General features: G+C 47.9%; 13 protein-coding genes and 1 tRNA gene. 13 read left to right on the top strand and 1 reads right to left on the bottom strand.

What is annotated here, in order from left to right:
- Positions 1 to 162: 162 nt before the first annotated feature.
- The 10 genes from PKO02S_RS21515 to PKO02S_RS21560 all read left to right on the top strand — a co-directional run bounded on the left by PKO02S_RS21515 (position 163) and on the right by PKO02S_RS21560 (position 12,339).
- Positions 163 to 615 (top strand): hypothetical protein, encoded by a 453-nt coding sequence (locus PKO02S_RS21515; RefSeq protein WP_127586014.1) that lies wholly within the window; start codon positions 163 to 165, stop codon positions 613 to 615.
- 14 nt (positions 616 to 629) lie between these two features.
- Positions 630 to 1,088: a transcriptional regulator AhrC/ArgR gene (gene ahrC, locus PKO02S_RS21520; protein ID WP_127586016.1), complete on the top strand. Its 459-nt coding sequence runs from the start codon at positions 630 to 632 to the stop codon at positions 1,086 to 1,088.
- A 13-nt stretch (positions 1,089 to 1,101) separates the two neighbouring features.
- Positions 1,102 to 2,811: a DNA repair protein RecN gene (gene recN / locus PKO02S_RS21525; protein ID WP_127586018.1), complete on the top strand. Its 1,710-nt coding sequence runs from the start codon at positions 1,102 to 1,104 to the stop codon at positions 2,809 to 2,811.
- Positions 2,812 to 2,921: 110 nt separating this feature from the next.
- Positions 2,922 to 4,247 (top strand): SpoIVB peptidase, encoded by a 1,326-nt coding sequence (gene spoIVB, locus PKO02S_RS21530; RefSeq protein WP_127586020.1) that lies wholly within the window; start codon positions 2,922 to 2,924, stop codon positions 4,245 to 4,247.
- Positions 4,248 to 4,472: 225 nt separating this feature from the next.
- Complete coding sequence (gene spo0A / locus PKO02S_RS21535) at positions 4,473 to 5,267, top strand: sporulation transcription factor Spo0A (protein WP_127586023.1); 795 nt, start codon at positions 4,473 to 4,475, stop codon at positions 5,265 to 5,267.
- Positions 5,268 to 5,379: 112 nt separating this feature from the next.
- Positions 5,380 to 5,451: transfer RNA gene (locus tag PKO02S_RS21540), tRNA-Lys, on the top strand.
- A gap of 823 nt (positions 5,452 to 6,274) precedes the next feature.
- Positions 6,275 to 7,534, top strand: coding sequence for a DNA polymerase IV (locus PKO02S_RS21545; protein WP_127586025.1), 1,260 nt, complete (start codon positions 6,275 to 6,277; stop codon positions 7,532 to 7,534).
- A complete protein-coding gene (locus PKO02S_RS21550; protein WP_127586027.1) occupies positions 7,531 to 8,016 on the top strand; it encodes a YhjD family protein in 486 nt (161 codons plus the stop codon). Before PKO02S_RS21545 ends, PKO02S_RS21550 begins: the two co-directional genes overlap by 4 nt.
- Positions 8,017 to 9,120: 1,104 nt before the next feature.
- Positions 9,121 to 10,914 (top strand): group II intron reverse transcriptase/maturase, encoded by a 1,794-nt coding sequence (gene ltrA, locus PKO02S_RS21555; RefSeq protein WP_174819938.1) that lies wholly within the window; start codon positions 9,121 to 9,123, stop codon positions 10,912 to 10,914.
- A gap of 531 nt (positions 10,915 to 11,445) precedes the next feature.
- Positions 11,446 to 12,339 carry an alpha/beta hydrolase gene (locus tag PKO02S_RS21560; RefSeq protein ID WP_127586031.1) on the top strand — a complete coding sequence of 298 codons (894 nt, stop codon included), beginning with the start codon at positions 11,446 to 11,448 and terminating at the stop codon, positions 12,337 to 12,339.
- Positions 12,340 to 12,971: 632 nt separating this feature from the next.
- Here PKO02S_RS21560 and PKO02S_RS33945 read toward each other — a convergent pair.
- Positions 12,972 to 13,256, bottom strand: a complete 285-nt coding sequence (locus PKO02S_RS33945) for a 23S rRNA (pseudouridine(1915)-N(3))-methyltransferase RlmH (RefSeq protein ID WP_127586032.1) — start codon at positions 13,254 to 13,256, stop codon at positions 12,972 to 12,974.
- A gap of 422 nt (positions 13,257 to 13,678) precedes the next feature.
- Between PKO02S_RS33945 and PKO02S_RS21570 the strand changes: the two genes are divergently transcribed.
- From PKO02S_RS21570 to PKO02S_RS21580, 3 genes are all read left to right on the top strand, one after another.
- Positions 13,679 to 14,791 (top strand): hypothetical protein, encoded by a 1,113-nt coding sequence (locus tag PKO02S_RS21570; protein ID WP_127586034.1) that lies wholly within the window; start codon positions 13,679 to 13,681, stop codon positions 14,789 to 14,791.
- On the top strand, positions 14,784 to 14,942 hold the full coding sequence (locus tag PKO02S_RS21575; RefSeq protein WP_164821593.1) for an IS66 family transposase: 159 nt from the start codon (positions 14,784 to 14,786) through the stop codon (positions 14,940 to 14,942). The genes PKO02S_RS21570 and PKO02S_RS21575 overlap by 8 nt, the downstream gene beginning before the upstream one ends.
- 688 nt (positions 14,943 to 15,630) lie before the next feature.
- Positions 15,631 to 16,680: a stalk domain-containing protein gene (locus PKO02S_RS21580; RefSeq protein WP_127586038.1), complete on the top strand. Its 1,050-nt coding sequence runs from the start codon at positions 15,631 to 15,633 to the stop codon at positions 16,678 to 16,680.
- The last annotated feature ends 396 nt before the right edge of the window (positions 16,681 to 17,076 follow it).

The raw sequence follows: 17,076 nt of genomic DNA on the forward strand, positions 1-17,076 counted from the left end.
GGAACCGAACATATATTCGCAAAAAAGGCTGTTCAAACCGGCCATAAAATGGGATAATAGTTGGGCAAGCCCAATGAGCGACTTCTGCGTCTCGGCCGATACAAGATGAACTGTGCAGGATTTCTAGATCGGGATCTAGAAAATACTATCGAGGTGATCGGAGTGGAGGCCAAAGATTCGTGGGTCGTCATTATGCTGCTGATCTTCGCCGCTGCATGGCTCTATTTTCGGTTGAAGCATCAGCAAGGGAACATGTCCATTTACCGCCAAGTGCCCCGGCATGACGAGATCGTGCTCGGTTCCGAGGAGGCGCTGGCGCTCGTCCAGGATGCAGGCTATGAATGGATCGCCGGCAAAGTGAAAATTCCGGTGACGGTCATTCTCGACAATGTCGCGACCGAGAGCCGTTTGTTCGCCGACGGTTTCGTCGAGAAGGGCAATGCCTGGTACGTCGTCAAGTTCGCCCGCGACCGCAAGCCGATCGACTTGACCGGCAGCGCGCTGCGAGAACATTTGCTCGTTTACAGCCTGCTTTATCCGGATGCCGCCGGGGTGCTGTATGTAGATGTAACGGCCGGCATGATCCGCACCGTACAATTCGAAGTCGATTTATAACTGGGGGAAAGCTTATGAAGGCCCAACGCCATTTTAAAATTCGCGATATCATTACGAACCATATCATTGAAACGCAGGACGATCTGGTTAACCAGCTTCGCGCCGCAGGATATCATGTGACGCAAGCGACCGTGTCGCGCGACATGAAGGAGATGCATCTGATCAAGGTACCGACGGACGACGGACGCTACAGGTATTCCATGCCGGCGGAGCAGCGGTTCAATCCGGTTGTGAAGCTGAAGCGGGCGCTGGCCGATCATTTCGTCCACATCGACTTTACGGACAATCTGGTTGTGATGAAATGTTTGCCGGGGACGGCCAATACGATCGGGGCTCTGATCGACAGCTTGGAATGGAACGAGATTATGGGCACGATTTGCGGCGACGATACGATTCTGATCATATGCCGAAGCAAGGAGCAGAGCGGGAGTGTTGTGGAACAGTTTCTCGCGATGCTAGGCAGCGGCAGCTAGGAGGCGAACGAGCATGCTGACGGAACTCTCGATTAGAAATTTGGCGGTCGTCGAAGCGGTCGCGATTGCGTTTCACAAAGGGTTTCACGTGTTGACCGGTGAAACGGGTGCGGGAAAATCGATCATCATCGATGCGCTTGGTCTGGTGGCCGGTGGCAGAGGCGCTTCCGATCTGGTGCGGTACGGCTGTGACAAGGCGGAGATCGAAGCCCAATTCGATGTACCGGCCGGCCATCCGGTATGGACGGTATTCGAGCGTTTCGGCATCGAAGCTTCGGCGGATGAGACGATCGTTATCCGCAGGGAAATCTCGGCCTCGGGCAAGAGCACGAGCCGCGTAAACGGCCAGTTGGTCAATCTAACGATGCTTCGCGAGGCCGGTGATTGTCTCGTCAACATCCACGGCCAGCATGAGCACCAGTCGCTGCTGCGGCCGGAGGAGCATCTCGATTGGCTCGACCTGTACGACACCGAGCGTATCGGTCCGCTCAAGCGAGAATATGCCGAAGCCTATGACCAATACACCGAGCTCCGCAAGGAATGGAAGCAGCTCGAGGAGACGGGCAAAAAATCGCTGCAAATGGCCGATCTCTATCGGTTCCAGATCGACGAGATCAGTTCGGCGAATCTAAAGCTCGGCGAAGATGCATCGTTAGCGGAAGAAAAGCGCAAGCTAGCAAATGCCGAGAAATGCTATTCAAGCGCTGCCGATGGCTACGATGCGCTCTATGGCAGCAACAAGGGCGGCCTGGCGACCGTCGGCAAGGCGATGCATCGGATAGAAGAGATTGTGAATATTGATCCCGCCGTGCTGAAGCCGATACTGGAGCAAATCCAAAGCGCTTATTACCAGCTGGAGGACGCTGCGTTCCAGCTGCGCGATTACCGAGACAACGTCGAATTCAATCCGGCCCGTCTGGACGAGATTGAGACGCGGCTCGATTTGCTCGCTTCATTCAGAAGAAAATACGGAGATTCCGTTGCCGATATATTGGCTTACTTGAAGACGATTCGGGCGGAGATGGATGCGCTCGATAATAAGGAAGAGAAGCTCGTGCAAATTCAGGCGGCGATGCAGAAGCAGCACGAGCGTCTGCTCCGGCTTGGCGGGCAGCTGTCCGAGGCGAGATCCGCCGCAGCCGAACGGCTGGCGCGCGAGATCGAGCAGGAGCTCAAGCAATTGCATATGGAGCGCACCCGGTTCCAGGTGGCTCTCGAGCGGCTGGACGCCGGCAAGCTGACCCGCGAAGGACTGGATAAAGTCGAGTTCATGATCGCGGCGAATCCGGGCGAGCCGCTTCGTCCTCTGGCGAAGATCGCCTCCGGCGGGGAGCTGTCCCGCATCATGCTGGCGATGAAGGCGATTTTCTCCCGTTTGGACCGGATCCCGGTGCTCGTGTTCGACGAGGTCGATACCGGCGTTAGCGGACGGGCGGCTCAGGCGATCGCCGAGAAAATGTCGCTGCTGTCCCGCCATTGCCAAGTGTTCTCGATCACACATCTGCCTCAGGTGGCGTGTATGGCCGATGCGCATTTCCTTATTCATAAGACGATTGAAGGCGAACGTACATATACGCGAGTGACGGATCTGCAGGAAGCGGAGCGGGTGCGCGAGCTGGCGAGAATGCTGGGCGGCGTGGAAATTACGGAGACGACGCTGAGCCATGCCCGCGAAATGATCAAGCTGGCCGATGAAAAGAAAATGAGCGCCAGTCGAAGCTAATTCAAGGAACTAAGGGATGATTTTCAGTTATAAAACGGTTTGGCCGGGGTTAACTTATAGTTACGCCAAAAGCATCTCAAGTCAGGCAGCCAAGGGGAGCGTGATCGAAGTTGGGTTCCGGCAAAACGAAACGAACCATCGGCCTTATGCTTGTCTTCATGGTCTGTTTAGGGTGTATCTCCACACCGTTTCAAAATTTTGCATCATTTCCTGATGAACTTCGGTTGTTTACCGGCCAGGACAAAGAGTTGCATCTCTCCATGCCGGTGCACGCTCAAGTAACGGTGAATCCGGATATCGTGAAGGTGAACGGGAACGCCAGGCATTCCTTCCGGGTTGACCTGAACGAACCGATCTCGCTGCATTCGAATCAGAGCGGCGAAACCGAGATGAAGCTGAAGCTGTTCGGCGCCATCCCGCTCAAGACGGTGAAAGTGAATGTCGTGCCGGACCTGAAGGTCATTCCGGGCGGGCAGACGATCGGTGTGAAAATCAAATCCGACGGCATCATGGTGGTTGGCCATCATCTGGTGACGACGGCGGAGGACAACAAAGTGTCGCCGGGCGAAGCCGCCAAAGTGCAAGTGGGCGATCTAATCAAGAAAATCAACGACGTCACGATCAAGGATGTTTCCGAAGTTGCCGATTTGGTCAAAAAAGCAGGCGAGCAAAATCAACCGCTCCAGCTCTCGATCTTGCGAGGCGGGCAACCGATTACGCTGTCGATCCAACCTACTTACGATATTTATGATAAATCTTATCGATTGGGCTTATACATCCGCGATTCCGCGGCCGGCGTAGGGACGTTGACGTTCTACGCACCGGATCAAGGGGTGTATGGAGCGCTAGGTCATGTCATTACGGACATGGATACGCAGACGCCGATTCCGATTGGAGACGGTACGATCGTCCATTCGAACGTCACCTCCATCTCCAAGAGCCAGAACGGCGAGCCTGGCGAGAAACGAGCCAATTTTACGAATGACAGCAAGGTGCTGGGCAACATCGTGAAGAATACGCCGTTCGGCATTTTCGGGAAAATGTTCGCTCCGCCGGAGCACAGCTTGCATAAGGAGCCGATTCCGGTCGCTTTCGCCGAGGAAGTGAAGGAAGGGCCTGCCCAGATTTATACAGTCGTGCACGGGCAAAAGGTGGAGAAATACGATATTGAAGTCGTGCATGTAACCAAACAAGATTTCCCGGCGACCAAAGGGATGGTTATCAAAATTACCGATCCGCGGCTGTTGGAGAAAACGGGCGGGATCGTGCAAGGGATGAGCGGCAGTCCGATTATTCAGAACGGCAAAATGATCGGCGCGGTTACCCATGTGTTCGTCAATGACCCTTCGTCCGGCTACGGCTGCTTCATCGAATGGATGCTGCAGGATGCGGGCATCGTACTGAAGCCGACTTACAATGATCTTAAGGCGAGCTAATCGTCCTTAAGATCTTTTTTCTTTCCCTGGGGACATTAGCCTAGGCGTTTATGAGGAGGTTTGTCGAATGATGATGGAACTTGAAATAAAATATTTATTATAAAATAAATGCACGAAAAAATAAACAAAAATAATTTTCGACAGAAGGAAATTAAATTGGGTTGTCGAATGATTACTAAAGAAAGGGAAAAACCATATTGCCATTTGATTAAGGAGGACATGAAGTTGCAGAAAATCGAAGTATTATTGGCCGACGACAACCGCGAATTCACCAACCTACTTTCGGAATTTATTTCCGAGCAAGACGATATGGTTGTAGCCGGTGTAGCTTACAACGGAAATGAAGTGTTAAATTATATGGAGCAGCACAAAAAGGCGCCCGATGTCCTGATCTTGGACATCATTATGCCGCACCTGGACGGCTTGGGCGTTCTGGAGAAGCTCCGCGAGATGAACCTGCACCCGCAGCCTAAGATCATCATGCTGACCGCCTTCGGCCAAGAGAACATTACACAAAAAGCGGTGCAGCTCGGTGCCTCTTATTACATCTTGAAACCGTTTGACATGGACATCCTGACGAACCGCATCCGTCAGCTCGTCTCCAACCCGCAGACCGTCACGTCGACGCCGGCGGCTCGCACGAACGTCGTTCCGATTACGAAGGGCAAAAACCTGGACGCCAACATTACGACCATCATCCACGAAATCGGCGTGCCTGCTCATATTAAGGGCTACCAATACTTGCGCGAAGCGATCACGATGGTGTACAACAACATCGAAATTCTGGGCGCGATCACGAAGACGCTGTACCCGGCCATCGCCGACAAGTACAAGACGACGCCTAGCCGCGTCGAACGCGCCATCCGCCACGCGATCGAGGTCGCCTGGACGCGCGGCAACATCGACAGCATCTCGCACCTGTTCGGAAATACGATCAACATCAGCAAGTCGAAGCCGACCAATAGCGAGTTCATCGCGATGGTGGCGGACAAGCTGCGGATTGAGCATAAGGTGAGCTAATTGGAACACTCCTTTCTTTGGTGAAACGCCGGGGGAGGAGTGTTTTTCTTTGAAACTAGCAATGAATATTTGACATGCTAATTAGGCTATGCTATTATAAAAAACGCAACGCGGGTCCGTAGCTCAATGGCAGAGCAACCGGCTCTTAACCGGTAGGTTGTGGGTTCGACCCCCTCCGGGCCTATAGAATTGCAAAGAAGTCTCGTCGATGATCAGTCGGCGGGGCTTTTTCTTTGCGTCTTTGTGGCAAGGCCGGTCGGGTGTGGGACAAATAACGTTATCGCGTAGCGTTATTTGCCTGCAGATGCGAACTGTTCGACGAATAACGTTATTTGTTTTTAGCGGGCAGAGTAGCTGTAGCCGAAGTGAGCCTCATTTGCTCGCTTCCGTCGGTGAAGGGAGCCTGTGTAGCGATTCAGCGTGACTGTGGAGCCGCTTACTGAGCGGATCATGTCTTTGGACTCTGACAGGCATCGAGTCGCTTGGAGGGGCGTTACAGAAGGCGGAAGGACGTCTCATCTCTGCTCTTGCTTTCTCAATGGACAAGCTAACAGAGTAAACTGTTTTCTGCTGAATCAAAGCGAGTGACCCAAGTAATGTCCCCAAACATAAATAAGGCCCTTCCGTCCTCCTACTGGGAAGCAAAAGGGCTGAAAAGTTATCTAGAGAATTGTTTGCCTTTAGGACTGCCGTATGGGGATCGCGGTGCGGTGATGTAAGTGGGCTAGGGGACCGTTTGAGGGCCAACCACCCACTTCCGCATAAGACAAGTATTTCTAATGGCAAGTGGAATAAATTAATCATTGCAAGGGAACGATTGTTCGTATTAAGATTATAAGAACAAACGTTCGCGATGAGGTGGACCATGAACATTGGAAAATATGTTGGTCGAGTGGTCGAGATTATTTACCAGGACGGAACAAGCTTGATTGTTTTCGACATTGATGAGCAAGAGCCACGTTTTCTAGCAGCCGGCAATATATTGGCACATAAGTTGGTGAGTCGAAATGTCTCGTGATCGAACGATATTTCTTGTGGATGGACAATCATTTTACGCCAGCATCGAAAAGGCAGCCCGTCCCGACCTGGAGAACAAGCCAGTGGCAGTCGGAGATCCAGAACGACGAAGTGGTATTGTGCTGGCTGCTTGTCCAATTGCAAAAGCACGAGGCGTAACCACGGCAGAGCGAGTAGGTCAATCGTTGGCGAAGTGTCCCGATCTGGTTGTGATACGCCCGAGGATGCAGACGTATATCGCGGTCTCCCTACTGATAACGGAAATATTTGAGTCAATTACGGACCAGGTAGAGCCATATTCGATCGATGAGCAGTTTTTGGATGTTACCGGATCTATGGCGCTGTTCGGTACCCCAGAGGAGATAGCACGAAGGGTACAGACACAGATTAAGTTATCGACAGGCGTATTGTCGCGAGTCGGCATTGGACCAACGAAGATCCTTGCTAAAACGGCCACGGACAACTTCGCAAAAAAGCGTCCTGATGGGATTTTTAAATTGAATTACGACAATATTGCAACCGACTTGTGGCCTTTACCGGTGCATCAAATGTTTATGGTCGCCAACCGAATGACTCGACATTTTTTGAGGATGGGACTCAATACCATTGGAGACATTGCGCGACTGGAGTTGGGTGAATTTAAGCGGCGCATGCGGAAAGAAATGGGGAAACAATCGGATATTCAAGCAGAATATTATTGGCAAATAGCCAGAGGTATTGATCCAAGTCCCGTAGTATCCGGGATACGTGGGGCGATTAAATCCGTAAGTCATGGCAAAGCTCTTAAAACGGGTGTTTATCGGAAGCTCGAGGACATCGAGCTAGTGCTTTTAGAGCTCGTTATTGAGGTATGTCGTCGTGCGAGGCGGCTTGGGTATCAAGGAAGAGTCGTGTCAATTGGAGCGGTCGAATCGGATGGGGAGAAGGCGTCTTCATTTAGTCGTCAAACGACCCTCGATCAACCTACATCGTTAACACACGAGGTGTTCAGAGCCGCTCAGAAACTCCTAGTGACACATTGGCAAGGAGTTCCGGTTAATCGATTGTTTGTTGATCTTTCACAGCTCTCGAGTGATGACATAATTCAGCTAACAATGTTTGATGATCGAGATATTGCCTATCGTAAAGAAAGAGTAATCGATCAGATAAAAGATCGTTTTGGTAGCGAAGCCATTTTAAGAGCGTCCTCACTTAAGTCATCAGGGGTAGCCCGAGAACGGGCAGGACAGATTGGAGGTCACTATAAATGAGCAAGTTGGATGGAAACGAAAGGTGGAAATCTAAGATGCTTTTGACTGAGCACCAGGAGCAATACGATCAACGAATAATGGACAAAACTTCTAGCATGCCTACTGAAGAGGAGTACCACATGATCCGTGATTACGTTCTCTTGCCTTATATGCTAACCATGGTACAGAAAGGTGTGGATGAACTGCAGGGATCAACTGGGGTCCTTAAGAAGTTGCACCTCGTTACTAGCAAACTGGTGATGGACAGGATTAGTGAGGATATCTATCACTTACGTCGAGAAATGAGCCGCAGGAACATCAAGGTGCTCCAGGATGACCAGGTCGATCTGGTGGTGTATTACAAATATATTTGCCGTGGTTACGAAAATAAAATGGGCTTTGTTCGAGAGGTTATGCGCTCCGAGATAAGCAAAAGGTTCACCGCCTATATCCAAGGCATTATTGAGCAATTGAAGGTCACGAAGGAGACGCGGAAGGATTGAGCTAGTAAGTGGGATATGCTTGGCATTAGTGAGAGGTCAGGGGCTAGCCGCCCTTACCTACTCGATCGGGCAAGATACTACGGTGGCACGGCAAATTCTGTGCGAAGCAAACTGCAGCACCGATGCTGAGTAAGCGACAATTGTACATTGAATTAGAAGGAAGTAAAATATTAGCACTATAATTTTCCTTGGCAAAAAGGCTTGTGAGCCATCTTTATGTCTCTAATATCCTTGCTGCGTGACAAGAACATGTACCGATAATTAACCGCCCTGGCGGTTTTGTACATTATGGGAACGAGTTTTTGTCATTTATTTTTGACATGCACTTGCACCTATTGCCGATCTGTGACAAGAACTTGTACCTTTTGCCGACTATAGCGATGTGATCGTTAAGCTAAAGGGCAGGTTCGACAAGTTCTGCTATAAGCGCAATAGCGTGAAATGCAGGAGATTTAAACAATCTTAACTTTACAACCGAGGATGGGAATGACGGAACCACGTATCCGAAAACCATCCCGCCAACACTCCTGCGTGCCCCATGGCTGACAGGCCATGGGGTACGAAGTTCAGGTAGATTCGGCAGAACGAAGGCTAGAGCCATTCGAATAGAAAAGGTATGCCAACGGATATGCCGCGCGGCCGAGAAACTGAATATGGTGAGTATGGTTCCGAGAAAGGAACTGACAAACAACTGAATGTAAGGGTCTAAAGTTAGAACATATGGAAACATATGGGCCATCGAGCGATGGTGTGAGTGGCGTAAAGTAAAAATCTGCCCTCTGAAATTCGCTATGCCTAACTATGGAGGCATCCAGCTCACAGGCCCAAAGGGAGCACCTAAGTTCAGAACGGAAGGCTAGGTTGTAAGGGACTTGGAAAGCAAGGAACGTTGTATCAAGGGCTGTCACCCGAAACGGTTACCCATAAGGCATAGCCGAAATGGATTTATCCTTGTGAGGGCAGGGGCACGACTGATGAACCTCCTGTAATGGGAGCGGAGGAACAGCCCCAAGTCTAATGGAAAGAACGATCATTCTCCTTACGTGAATTGCACCGATCGGGTAGGAACGTGGGAAACATCACCTCATGAGGAGGGATGCCACAGTGCAAGCCTTGAGATATTGGGACTATTACGGCATGACGGAACGCTTTACCGACTTCTACGAAAGGTCTAAGAAAAGGGAAAAATTCTCGGACTTATACGATACCATTACATCTAGAGAAAATATCCTCTTGGCCTATCGAACGATGAAATCGAATAAAGGTTCAAAGACGCCCGGAACCGATGGCAAAACCATTTCTGACATAGAAAAAATGACCGATGATGAATTAGTAGTAGCGATCCAAACCACATTACAAAGCTATCGACCTAAAAAAGTCAGACGGAAGCTCATTGAAAAAGATAACGGCAAATTAAGACCTCTCGGGATTCCATGTATCTTGGATCGCATCATTCAGCAATGCTTCCGACAAGTGTTCGAGCCGATTGCAGAAGCACAATTCTACAATCACAGCTACGGGTTTAGACCATTCCGCTCCACCCACCATGCGATGGCAAGAGTACAATTTCTCGTTAATCACTCCCAACTGCACTTTGTGGTCGACATTGACGTTCAAGGATTCTTCGACAATGTTAACCATACCTTGCTGATCAAGCAGCTATGGAACATGGGAATCCAAGACAAGAGAGTTCTAGCCTGTATCGCTAAAATGCTTAAAGCGGAAATCGATGGAGAAGGTATCCCTGCAAGGGGCGTACCTCAGGGTGGTCTGTTGTCGCCCATACTTTCGAACGTGGTGCTCAACGATCTTGACCAATGGATTGCAGATCAATGGGAGTTCTTCCCCTTGACTCAGCCTCTCAAGACAAGATCAGGCGAGCTATACGCAAAGCGACGAACCACACTCAAAGAAGGATACATCGTACGTTACGCAGATGATTTCAAGATCCTTTGTCGAGACTGGAAGACTGCCCAGAGATGGTACCATGCCGTAAGAAAGTTTCTGAAAGAGCGTCTTAAACTGGATATTTCACCGGAAAAATCGCAGATCGTCAATCTGCGAAAACGAGAATCCGAATTCCTTGGATTCACCATCCGCGCGAACAAAAAGGGAAAGAAGAGAGTGGCGCACACCGGCATAAAAACCGGCAAAAGGCAAAAAATCGTAGCCGAAGCCAAGAAACGAATTCAAATCCTACGATCATCGCCGACCGCTCAAAATGCCATACTCTTCAACAGCTTTGTACTAGGGATCCACAATTATTTCAGTCGGGCTACTCATGTCAACATCGCGTTCTCACGCCTTGCTTACGATCTTCGAGCCTTCATGTACAATCGTCTTAAAATGGTTGGGAAATACGAACATCCTGCGAACCCACCGCCAACATACAAGAAATTCTATAGCCTGGGTTTCAGAACATTCAAAGTTGCGGGCGTATATTTATATCCGCTTGCTAATGTGAAAACGGTGAATGTCATGAGCTTCAGTCAAGAACTTACACCCTACACAGAGGCAGGAAGGGCAAGAATATCCCAAAAACTACGTCCTGATATTAAACAACAAATTCACTCGTTGTTGAAATCTAACATCCCAAACCGAAGTGTGGAGTACATGGATAACCGGATTAGTCGTTACAGTATGAAACTGGGAAAATGCGAAATAACGGGTATGTATCTGTTCGCTGCAGACGTTCACTGTCATCACTATATCCCCGTACATCTCGGAGGAAGCGATAAGTTTAGCAACCTGAGAATCCTCCATAGAGATGTACATGTATTAATCCATTGCACACTTAAAGAGACGATTGACGTACTCATTTCCCGACTCGGTCCCACCGATTCAATGGTGATTAAGATCAACCTATACCGCAAACAATGCGGCTTAGAACCGATCTAACTATACCTTATATCCATGAGTAACGAGGAGCCAATGAACTAGTAACCTCCATTAGATGGTACGCGGAGTGCTTTGGAAACTGGCACGCTCCGTGTGGAGCAGGGGAAAAGCCGGAGATCGCATCAAACGCTTACCTATTGCTACGATAATTCAATCACTTTGCCGAAAACTTTTAGACATGGCGGATATACGAAGTTCGTAAATAAGCTGTTAGGTGAAATTATTGTAAGATCGAGTACGAAAGAGGGGTAATTACTTGGAAGATTTGAAATCAATTATTCTAAAGACTATCACGAAAAGTACATTAACAAATGACATTAAAATTGAAACTCAATTTAAAGTTTATTTAAGAGATAAGGACGCATTCTTTTTAAATATGAACTAATGAAAATGACTTGTATCGGGGCGAGATAATTGAAATTTGCAGATGAATCTAGTGATATTAAATTCACCGATTTTATAGGTCTAAAGGTGACCGAAGCCTCGGAGTCGATGACATGCGAACTTAAAATGAGAGAGAGGGATTAAGCGATGCTTAAGCATTCTATAGTCTTTAAGAAAACAGAGCACTTTGAAATTTACGGTGATCTTTATGAAGCGTCCCGTAAGAACGCCCCAGTGGTCCTCTATTTACATGGAGGAGCTCTTATTACCGGAAGCAGAAGCCATTTCATTCAGGAACAACTGCAGCTCTATCATGATGCGGGGTTTGCTGTTTTCTCGATTGATTACAGATTAGCACCGGAAACCAAATTACCGGAAATTGCGATGGATATCCGCGATGCTTTGCAATGGTTAATGGTAGAGGGCCAGCAAAAATATGATATCGATTCCGACAACATCGCGGTGATCGGGAAATCTGCGGGCGGATACCTCGCCTTGCTTGCAGGAACTTTTGAAGCGAGGCCGAAAGCCGTTGTTTCCTTCTTCGGATACGGCGACATTATAGGTGACTGGTACGCCAAACCTAGTCTGTACTACTGTCAAAAACCGATGGTAAGCCGCGAGGAAGCCTGTGAGTTCATCACCGACCATCCGGTAACGGAAGACGCCGATAAGAATCGATCTATCTTCTATTTACGCTGTCGACAGCAAGGTACGTGGATTCCAGAAGTGGTTGGAAAAGACCCCCTTTCAGAACAGACCGATATTTACGCCTATTGTCCGGTCCGCCATGTTGCGAAGGATTATCCGCCGACCTTGCTGTTGCATGGAGATGTGGATACCGATGTTCCTTACGAGCAGTCTGTCATGATGGCTGACGCTCTGGAACAAGCAGGAGTTCCCCATAAGCTTATTACGATATCGAATGGAGGACACGGCTTCGACCGCAATATGGACCAACCTGTTGTGCAAGAGGCTTTTCTGGAAGTTGTCGATTTTCTCAGGAAGTATCTGCATGGAGAAAACCAATCCATGTATTAACCGACCATCACTATAAAATTACGCTATGTTATCTCCTATTGGTGCTACCGCAGAGGAATACGCGGAGCGATTTATTCAATATAAACAAGCATAAATAAAGTACCGCGATTAATTCGCGGCTATTCTCTGCTCTTAAGTAGCGATCTGATCCCTGTGGTTACTTTATAGTTGGCTCTGAGCAAGCTATTCTTCTTGCTCAATCCGGCTCTTTATTTACACCACCACCGAAATTAATACGGCATCCATCGGCATCTTTCATTGTAAATTTACTCCAATGCTTGGAGTATCGAGGACCAACAACGGATTAGAGAATTAGAAAATACTTTGATCACAAGATAGTAGAACATGCTGGAGGCTATTCAGGAGTATCAGGATACGTTTCTATGGTTCCCAGCATAGGATTTGGTGTAGTGTTATTTTCGAATTGTGACAAGGTACCGGTTAAACAACTATCAGAACTCGTCACAGAGCGATATATAGACAGTGTTTCTTGAACTAACGGGTACGTTAGTTTAGTAATGGTGAGGTGATGCTTACCACTGTTAACCCTAAAACCTTACCATTCGATTTGAGCGACGAAATCAAGTTTACTTTCTGCATGTTCGAAGGCAAGGTCGTTCAAGTAAAACGTGCTATTTAGGCATAAGACGAGTTACTTGTGAGGTGCATGCGACTCTCCAATTGTTGATTTTGTCAGCAAATGATTCGGATGAGATGGTTTGCTCGTTTGGGGTCACAAGAACCGTGAGACTACTGCCAGCAAGCTTAGTGGATAGTTGCTCACGGTTCTTTAGAAGATGGAGATGGGTTTTGCCGTATCGCGTTAGGCGCTTCTCATACTCCTTGATGGCGTCGAGGTAGAACTTTTCAAGCTTGGTTTGGATAACGTATATGTCAAATTTCATGGTTGCTCCCATTCTTTGTTTTGTATTATGCTAACCAATCCAGCAAAGCAATTCAAGGCAAAGCAAAGTTAAGTATTCCACTCATGTGGAAGTCGCTTGTTCCTTGATTTATAAGGGTTTTGAGTGATGGAAAACTATAACTGGGGACGAATTGGGGACGCGAAAATTCGCGTCTCATTTATGTTTTTTTCGTCAAGGGAATGGCTTGTGGTGCGGATTCAATATTACCTGTAATGCCCCGATGAAAGCTTTCTGGGATAAGATGAAATACGAATGGTTACATGGCACGCGATTTAAGACGCGTGATCAAGCGCGTGCTGTTGTATTTGGTATGTAGAAATATTCTATAATCGACAACGAATTTACAGACTTAGTTTAGCTATGTTAACATTATTCTCGATTCAGAGTATATGACATAAATTGGGGAAAACTAAATGAGAGCTTTAGCAATGTTACTTGGTATATTAAGTGGTTTATTAGGGCTTATTTTGGCTGTGGCTATTGGAGCCTACGGCTATATGATTGGAACGGTGGAGAACGCGTCAGCAGATGATAGCTCCCAGGTGATAACTTCGATGAAAGCTGCAACAGCTACTTCAGAAGTTACTGTTTTGGCCGATATAGCTTCGGAAGCTAGTTTGGCTTCAAATCCTAAGAAAACATCTAAGGTGAGCATTGCGTCAGCTAGCAGCTCATCTAGACAGGTTAGTCCACGCTCACTCAGTGAAAATCAACTTAAAGTAGCAGATCTCCTTATTAAGCAACTGGGAATGCCAGATAACGCAGCGTTTGCTTTGGCTGATGCTGTTACTAATGAAGAACTTTCGATTTTGTTGAAGTTTTTGACACATGGCGAAAATCAAGAAGGTGCTATAAATGTAATAGTGAAATACCAAGAGGTCACGGCTCAGGCAAGTCAGAGTCAATCAGAGGCTGAAAAGGGTGCAACTACTGGGGACGAAGCCTATGCTGAAGCAATCACTCCGGCTATGTTCTTCGCAGCTTTACAAACGGGCGATTTATCCAAGTTTGAAGGTATTCTTAGTGATGAAGAATTTGAACAGCTGAAGGCACTCGTTGAAGGAGATTATTCCAAGCTAGAAGGCGAGTTCACACCAGAGGAACTAACTAAATTAAAAGAAATTCAATCTGGTGGGGTTGGCGCTATAATCGTTCAATCTGCTGCTAGTCAAATTGATATTCCTGGCGCAGAGCCTCTATTCACATGGCTTGCTAAATTAATTGGGGTGCTAAGGGGTAAGGATGCAGCACAGCTTATGACTACTGCTGTGATCTTAGCTATTGTGTCCTTGATCGGATTAGTTGGAGGAACACTTGCGAAAGCAAAGCCTATTATAGCAGCATTTATGATGTTAATAGCTGCGGCAGGTGGTTATATCGTGATTTCCATTGGATTTATTATTTCTGCACCACTGTTTATTTTAGCAGCATTATTAGCATTTCTCGGTAGAAAAAAAGCAAAGAAAAAGGTAGCCCCGTCTATCCATATTTCTGAATCCGAAGCACTATCTGAACCAATTGCATAATGACTACCGGCCAGGCCGCGGCGGCGAACATCCAGAGGCGTTTCTTACCGGATTCGTCGGGTATTTGCAAAGCGACGGCTACAGCGGTTACGGCAAGGTCAAGGGCGTGACGCAGCTCGGCTGCTGCGCATGCGCGAAGAAAATTCCATGAGGCAGTGCAAGCTGTGCCTGCGCCGCAGCGTGCGCAAACGGCGGCAGCCGAAGGACTGGCTTTGTGAAATGCATTGTTCGAGGTTGAACGTCGCTGGAAGGACGCGACGCCGCAGGCCAGAAGGGCCGCCCGACTGGCGGAAAGCCAGCCGATTCTGGAGCTGATGGCAACATGGCTGAAGGCACAATACGCGCGCACGATATCTTGTTCCTATTTTCTCAGCCAGTTCTGGCCTTGTCCATGTATGCTCGATTTGACGCTTACATTTTCGGGGCGTTTGGGGAGATGTAGGGGCAAGAGGGAAGGCGATAGCCCCGATTCCGAAGGAGGACATTGGGGGTGCATCCAGTACAGAAATACAGCCCCCAGCAATAGCTTTAAAAAGTTCTAACAGATTGTAAATCTTAGGTAAGCAACAATCGTCTTTTCATTTAATGGATCAGCAAATGCCCATGTTTTTTCCTTCTCATCCAACTCAACATGCGTCAATATCCATGGTTCCTCAGGCTCAAGCATTTATTCATGACGCTTCATATTTACATGGACGGCGAGAAGGCTATCTTTGGAGGGTCTTCCACACCTAATATCACGAAGAAGATTACAACAATCATTGACATTATATCTTCTGTAATATAATATTACCATGCTTGGAAATAGGCCAATATACTCAATTGAACGAGGTGCTTCTATGAAAATCTTCAAGCCGATCAGTATTGTGTCAGTGGTTCTTGTTCTATTCGTTGTCTCCTCTATGTCAGCTTTTGCAGCTAATCAAAAACGCATTGATCTTGATGCTACCAATTACTTTACGGTTTCGGGCTACGATACTGAAACTTCAAGTGAATGGGGCTCCAACGGATCTGAAAAGTTAATATTTTCTGATTATAACTCTCGCTCCCCAATAACGATTACATACGAAGTGGACAAAGCGCTGGTAACGGTCATTTTATTTTCATATGAAACTAAACAACCTGACCCCGCCCCTCACACATTTACAACTCAAGAAACAACCCAAATTGCAACAAAAACAAGAAAGATTGAAAATCCAGGCGGCGGTCAAACTTGGGGGATTCGAACTGAAGTCCTGGATTCCGTTACATTTCATGAACCCGGTTATTACCATGTCAAAATCAAACAGGATGACGGAAAAGTACACAACTTATTTGTGCACATACTTAAAGAAGGTGAGCCAGCTTCAACAGCTGCACCGGAAACAAAGCCAAGTGAGCCAACTGCAACAGCTGCACCGGAAGCAAAGCCAAGTGAGCCCGCTGCAACAGCTACAACGCCCGACAAATCACTGTCTGTCACTGCTAGACCTACAGCTTCAGCCATTATCGTAGAAGGACAAGCGCAAGATTTTGAGGTCTACAACATCAATGACAACAACTACTTTAAGCTTCGCGACCTTGCAATGGCAGTAAACGGTTCGGGAAAGCAATTCGAAGTCAGCTGGGATGCGGAAAAGAATGCGATCAATCTGCTTTCGACATCGGCCTACACGCCGGTTGGTGGGGAGATGGCGATATCGGGTCAGCCGAAGACAACAACAGGAATGCTGACAACTTCCAAAATTTACAAAGATGGTCAAGAGGTTCAGTTGACTGCCTATAACATCGGAGGTAACAACTACTTCAAACTGAGGGACATCGCTCAAGCCTTTAATATCGGCGTGACGTGGGATGCTAAGACAAAGACCATAGCGATAAACACTTCCATCGACTATATTTCCGAATAAATCAAGTAAAGAGAAAAGGCAAGAGAGGTTGCGAATGTAAGTTCGCTTCGTTCTCTTGCTTCTCTTTTTCATGCTTTTGGAATATGCGTTCTGAATAGACTGGAGGATGTCATCCAGTTTTTCCCCTTTAGGTTTGCCCCAGCCGATCCTTCTCTCGCGGCCACAAGGGTCTGTGGGAGCTTGCATCGAGGGAAAGCCGGGGGCTTATGTCTCGGCGGCTGGTTTTGGTGTATGACAGGTAGTTTCGTCTGGTAACTTCCAGTAAGTGGGCATCCGTTTTTGCTTCGTATGTTCGTGCCGTTCGTTTCGGGGGCGGCGGCTTTCCCGGTGTTGCCTTCTCTCGCCACCACAAGGGGCTGAGGGAGCTTGCATCGGGGGGGGGGGGGGGGGGGGGGG

The organism is Paenibacillus koleovorans NBRC 103111 (genome assembly GCF_004000845.1).
GTDB lineage: Bacteria > Bacillota > Bacilli > Paenibacillales > NBRC-103111 > Paenibacillus_AA > Paenibacillus_AA koleovorans.

What these genes read in the sequence shown, in the direction of transcription:
- ahrC (WP_127586016.1), top strand. Translation starts at nt 630, where the DNA reads ATGAAGGCCCAACGCCATTTTAAAATTCGCGATATCATTACGAACCAT.
- recN (WP_127586018.1), top strand. Translation starts at nt 1,102, where the DNA reads ATGCTGACGGAACTCTCGATTAGAAATTTGGCGGTCGTCGAAGCGGTC.
- PKO02S_RS21545 (WP_127586025.1), top strand. Translation starts at nt 6,275, where the DNA reads ATGTCTCGTGATCGAACGATATTTCTTGTGGATGGACAATCATTTTAC.
- PKO02S_RS21550 (WP_127586027.1), top strand. Translation starts at nt 7,531, where the DNA reads ATGAGCAAGTTGGATGGAAACGAAAGGTGGAAATCTAAGATGCTTTTG.
- PKO02S_RS21560 (WP_127586031.1), top strand. Translation starts at nt 11,446, where the DNA reads ATGCTTAAGCATTCTATAGTCTTTAAGAAAACAGAGCACTTTGAAATT.
- PKO02S_RS33945 (WP_127586032.1), bottom strand. Translation starts at nt 13,256, where the DNA reads ATGGGAGCAACCATGAAATTTGACATATACGTTATCCAAACCAAGCTT.
- PKO02S_RS21570 (WP_127586034.1), top strand. Translation starts at nt 13,679, where the DNA reads ATGAGAGCTTTAGCAATGTTACTTGGTATATTAAGTGGTTTATTAGGG.
- PKO02S_RS21580 (WP_127586038.1), top strand. Translation starts at nt 15,631, where the DNA reads ATGAAAATCTTCAAGCCGATCAGTATTGTGTCAGTGGTTCTTGTTCTA.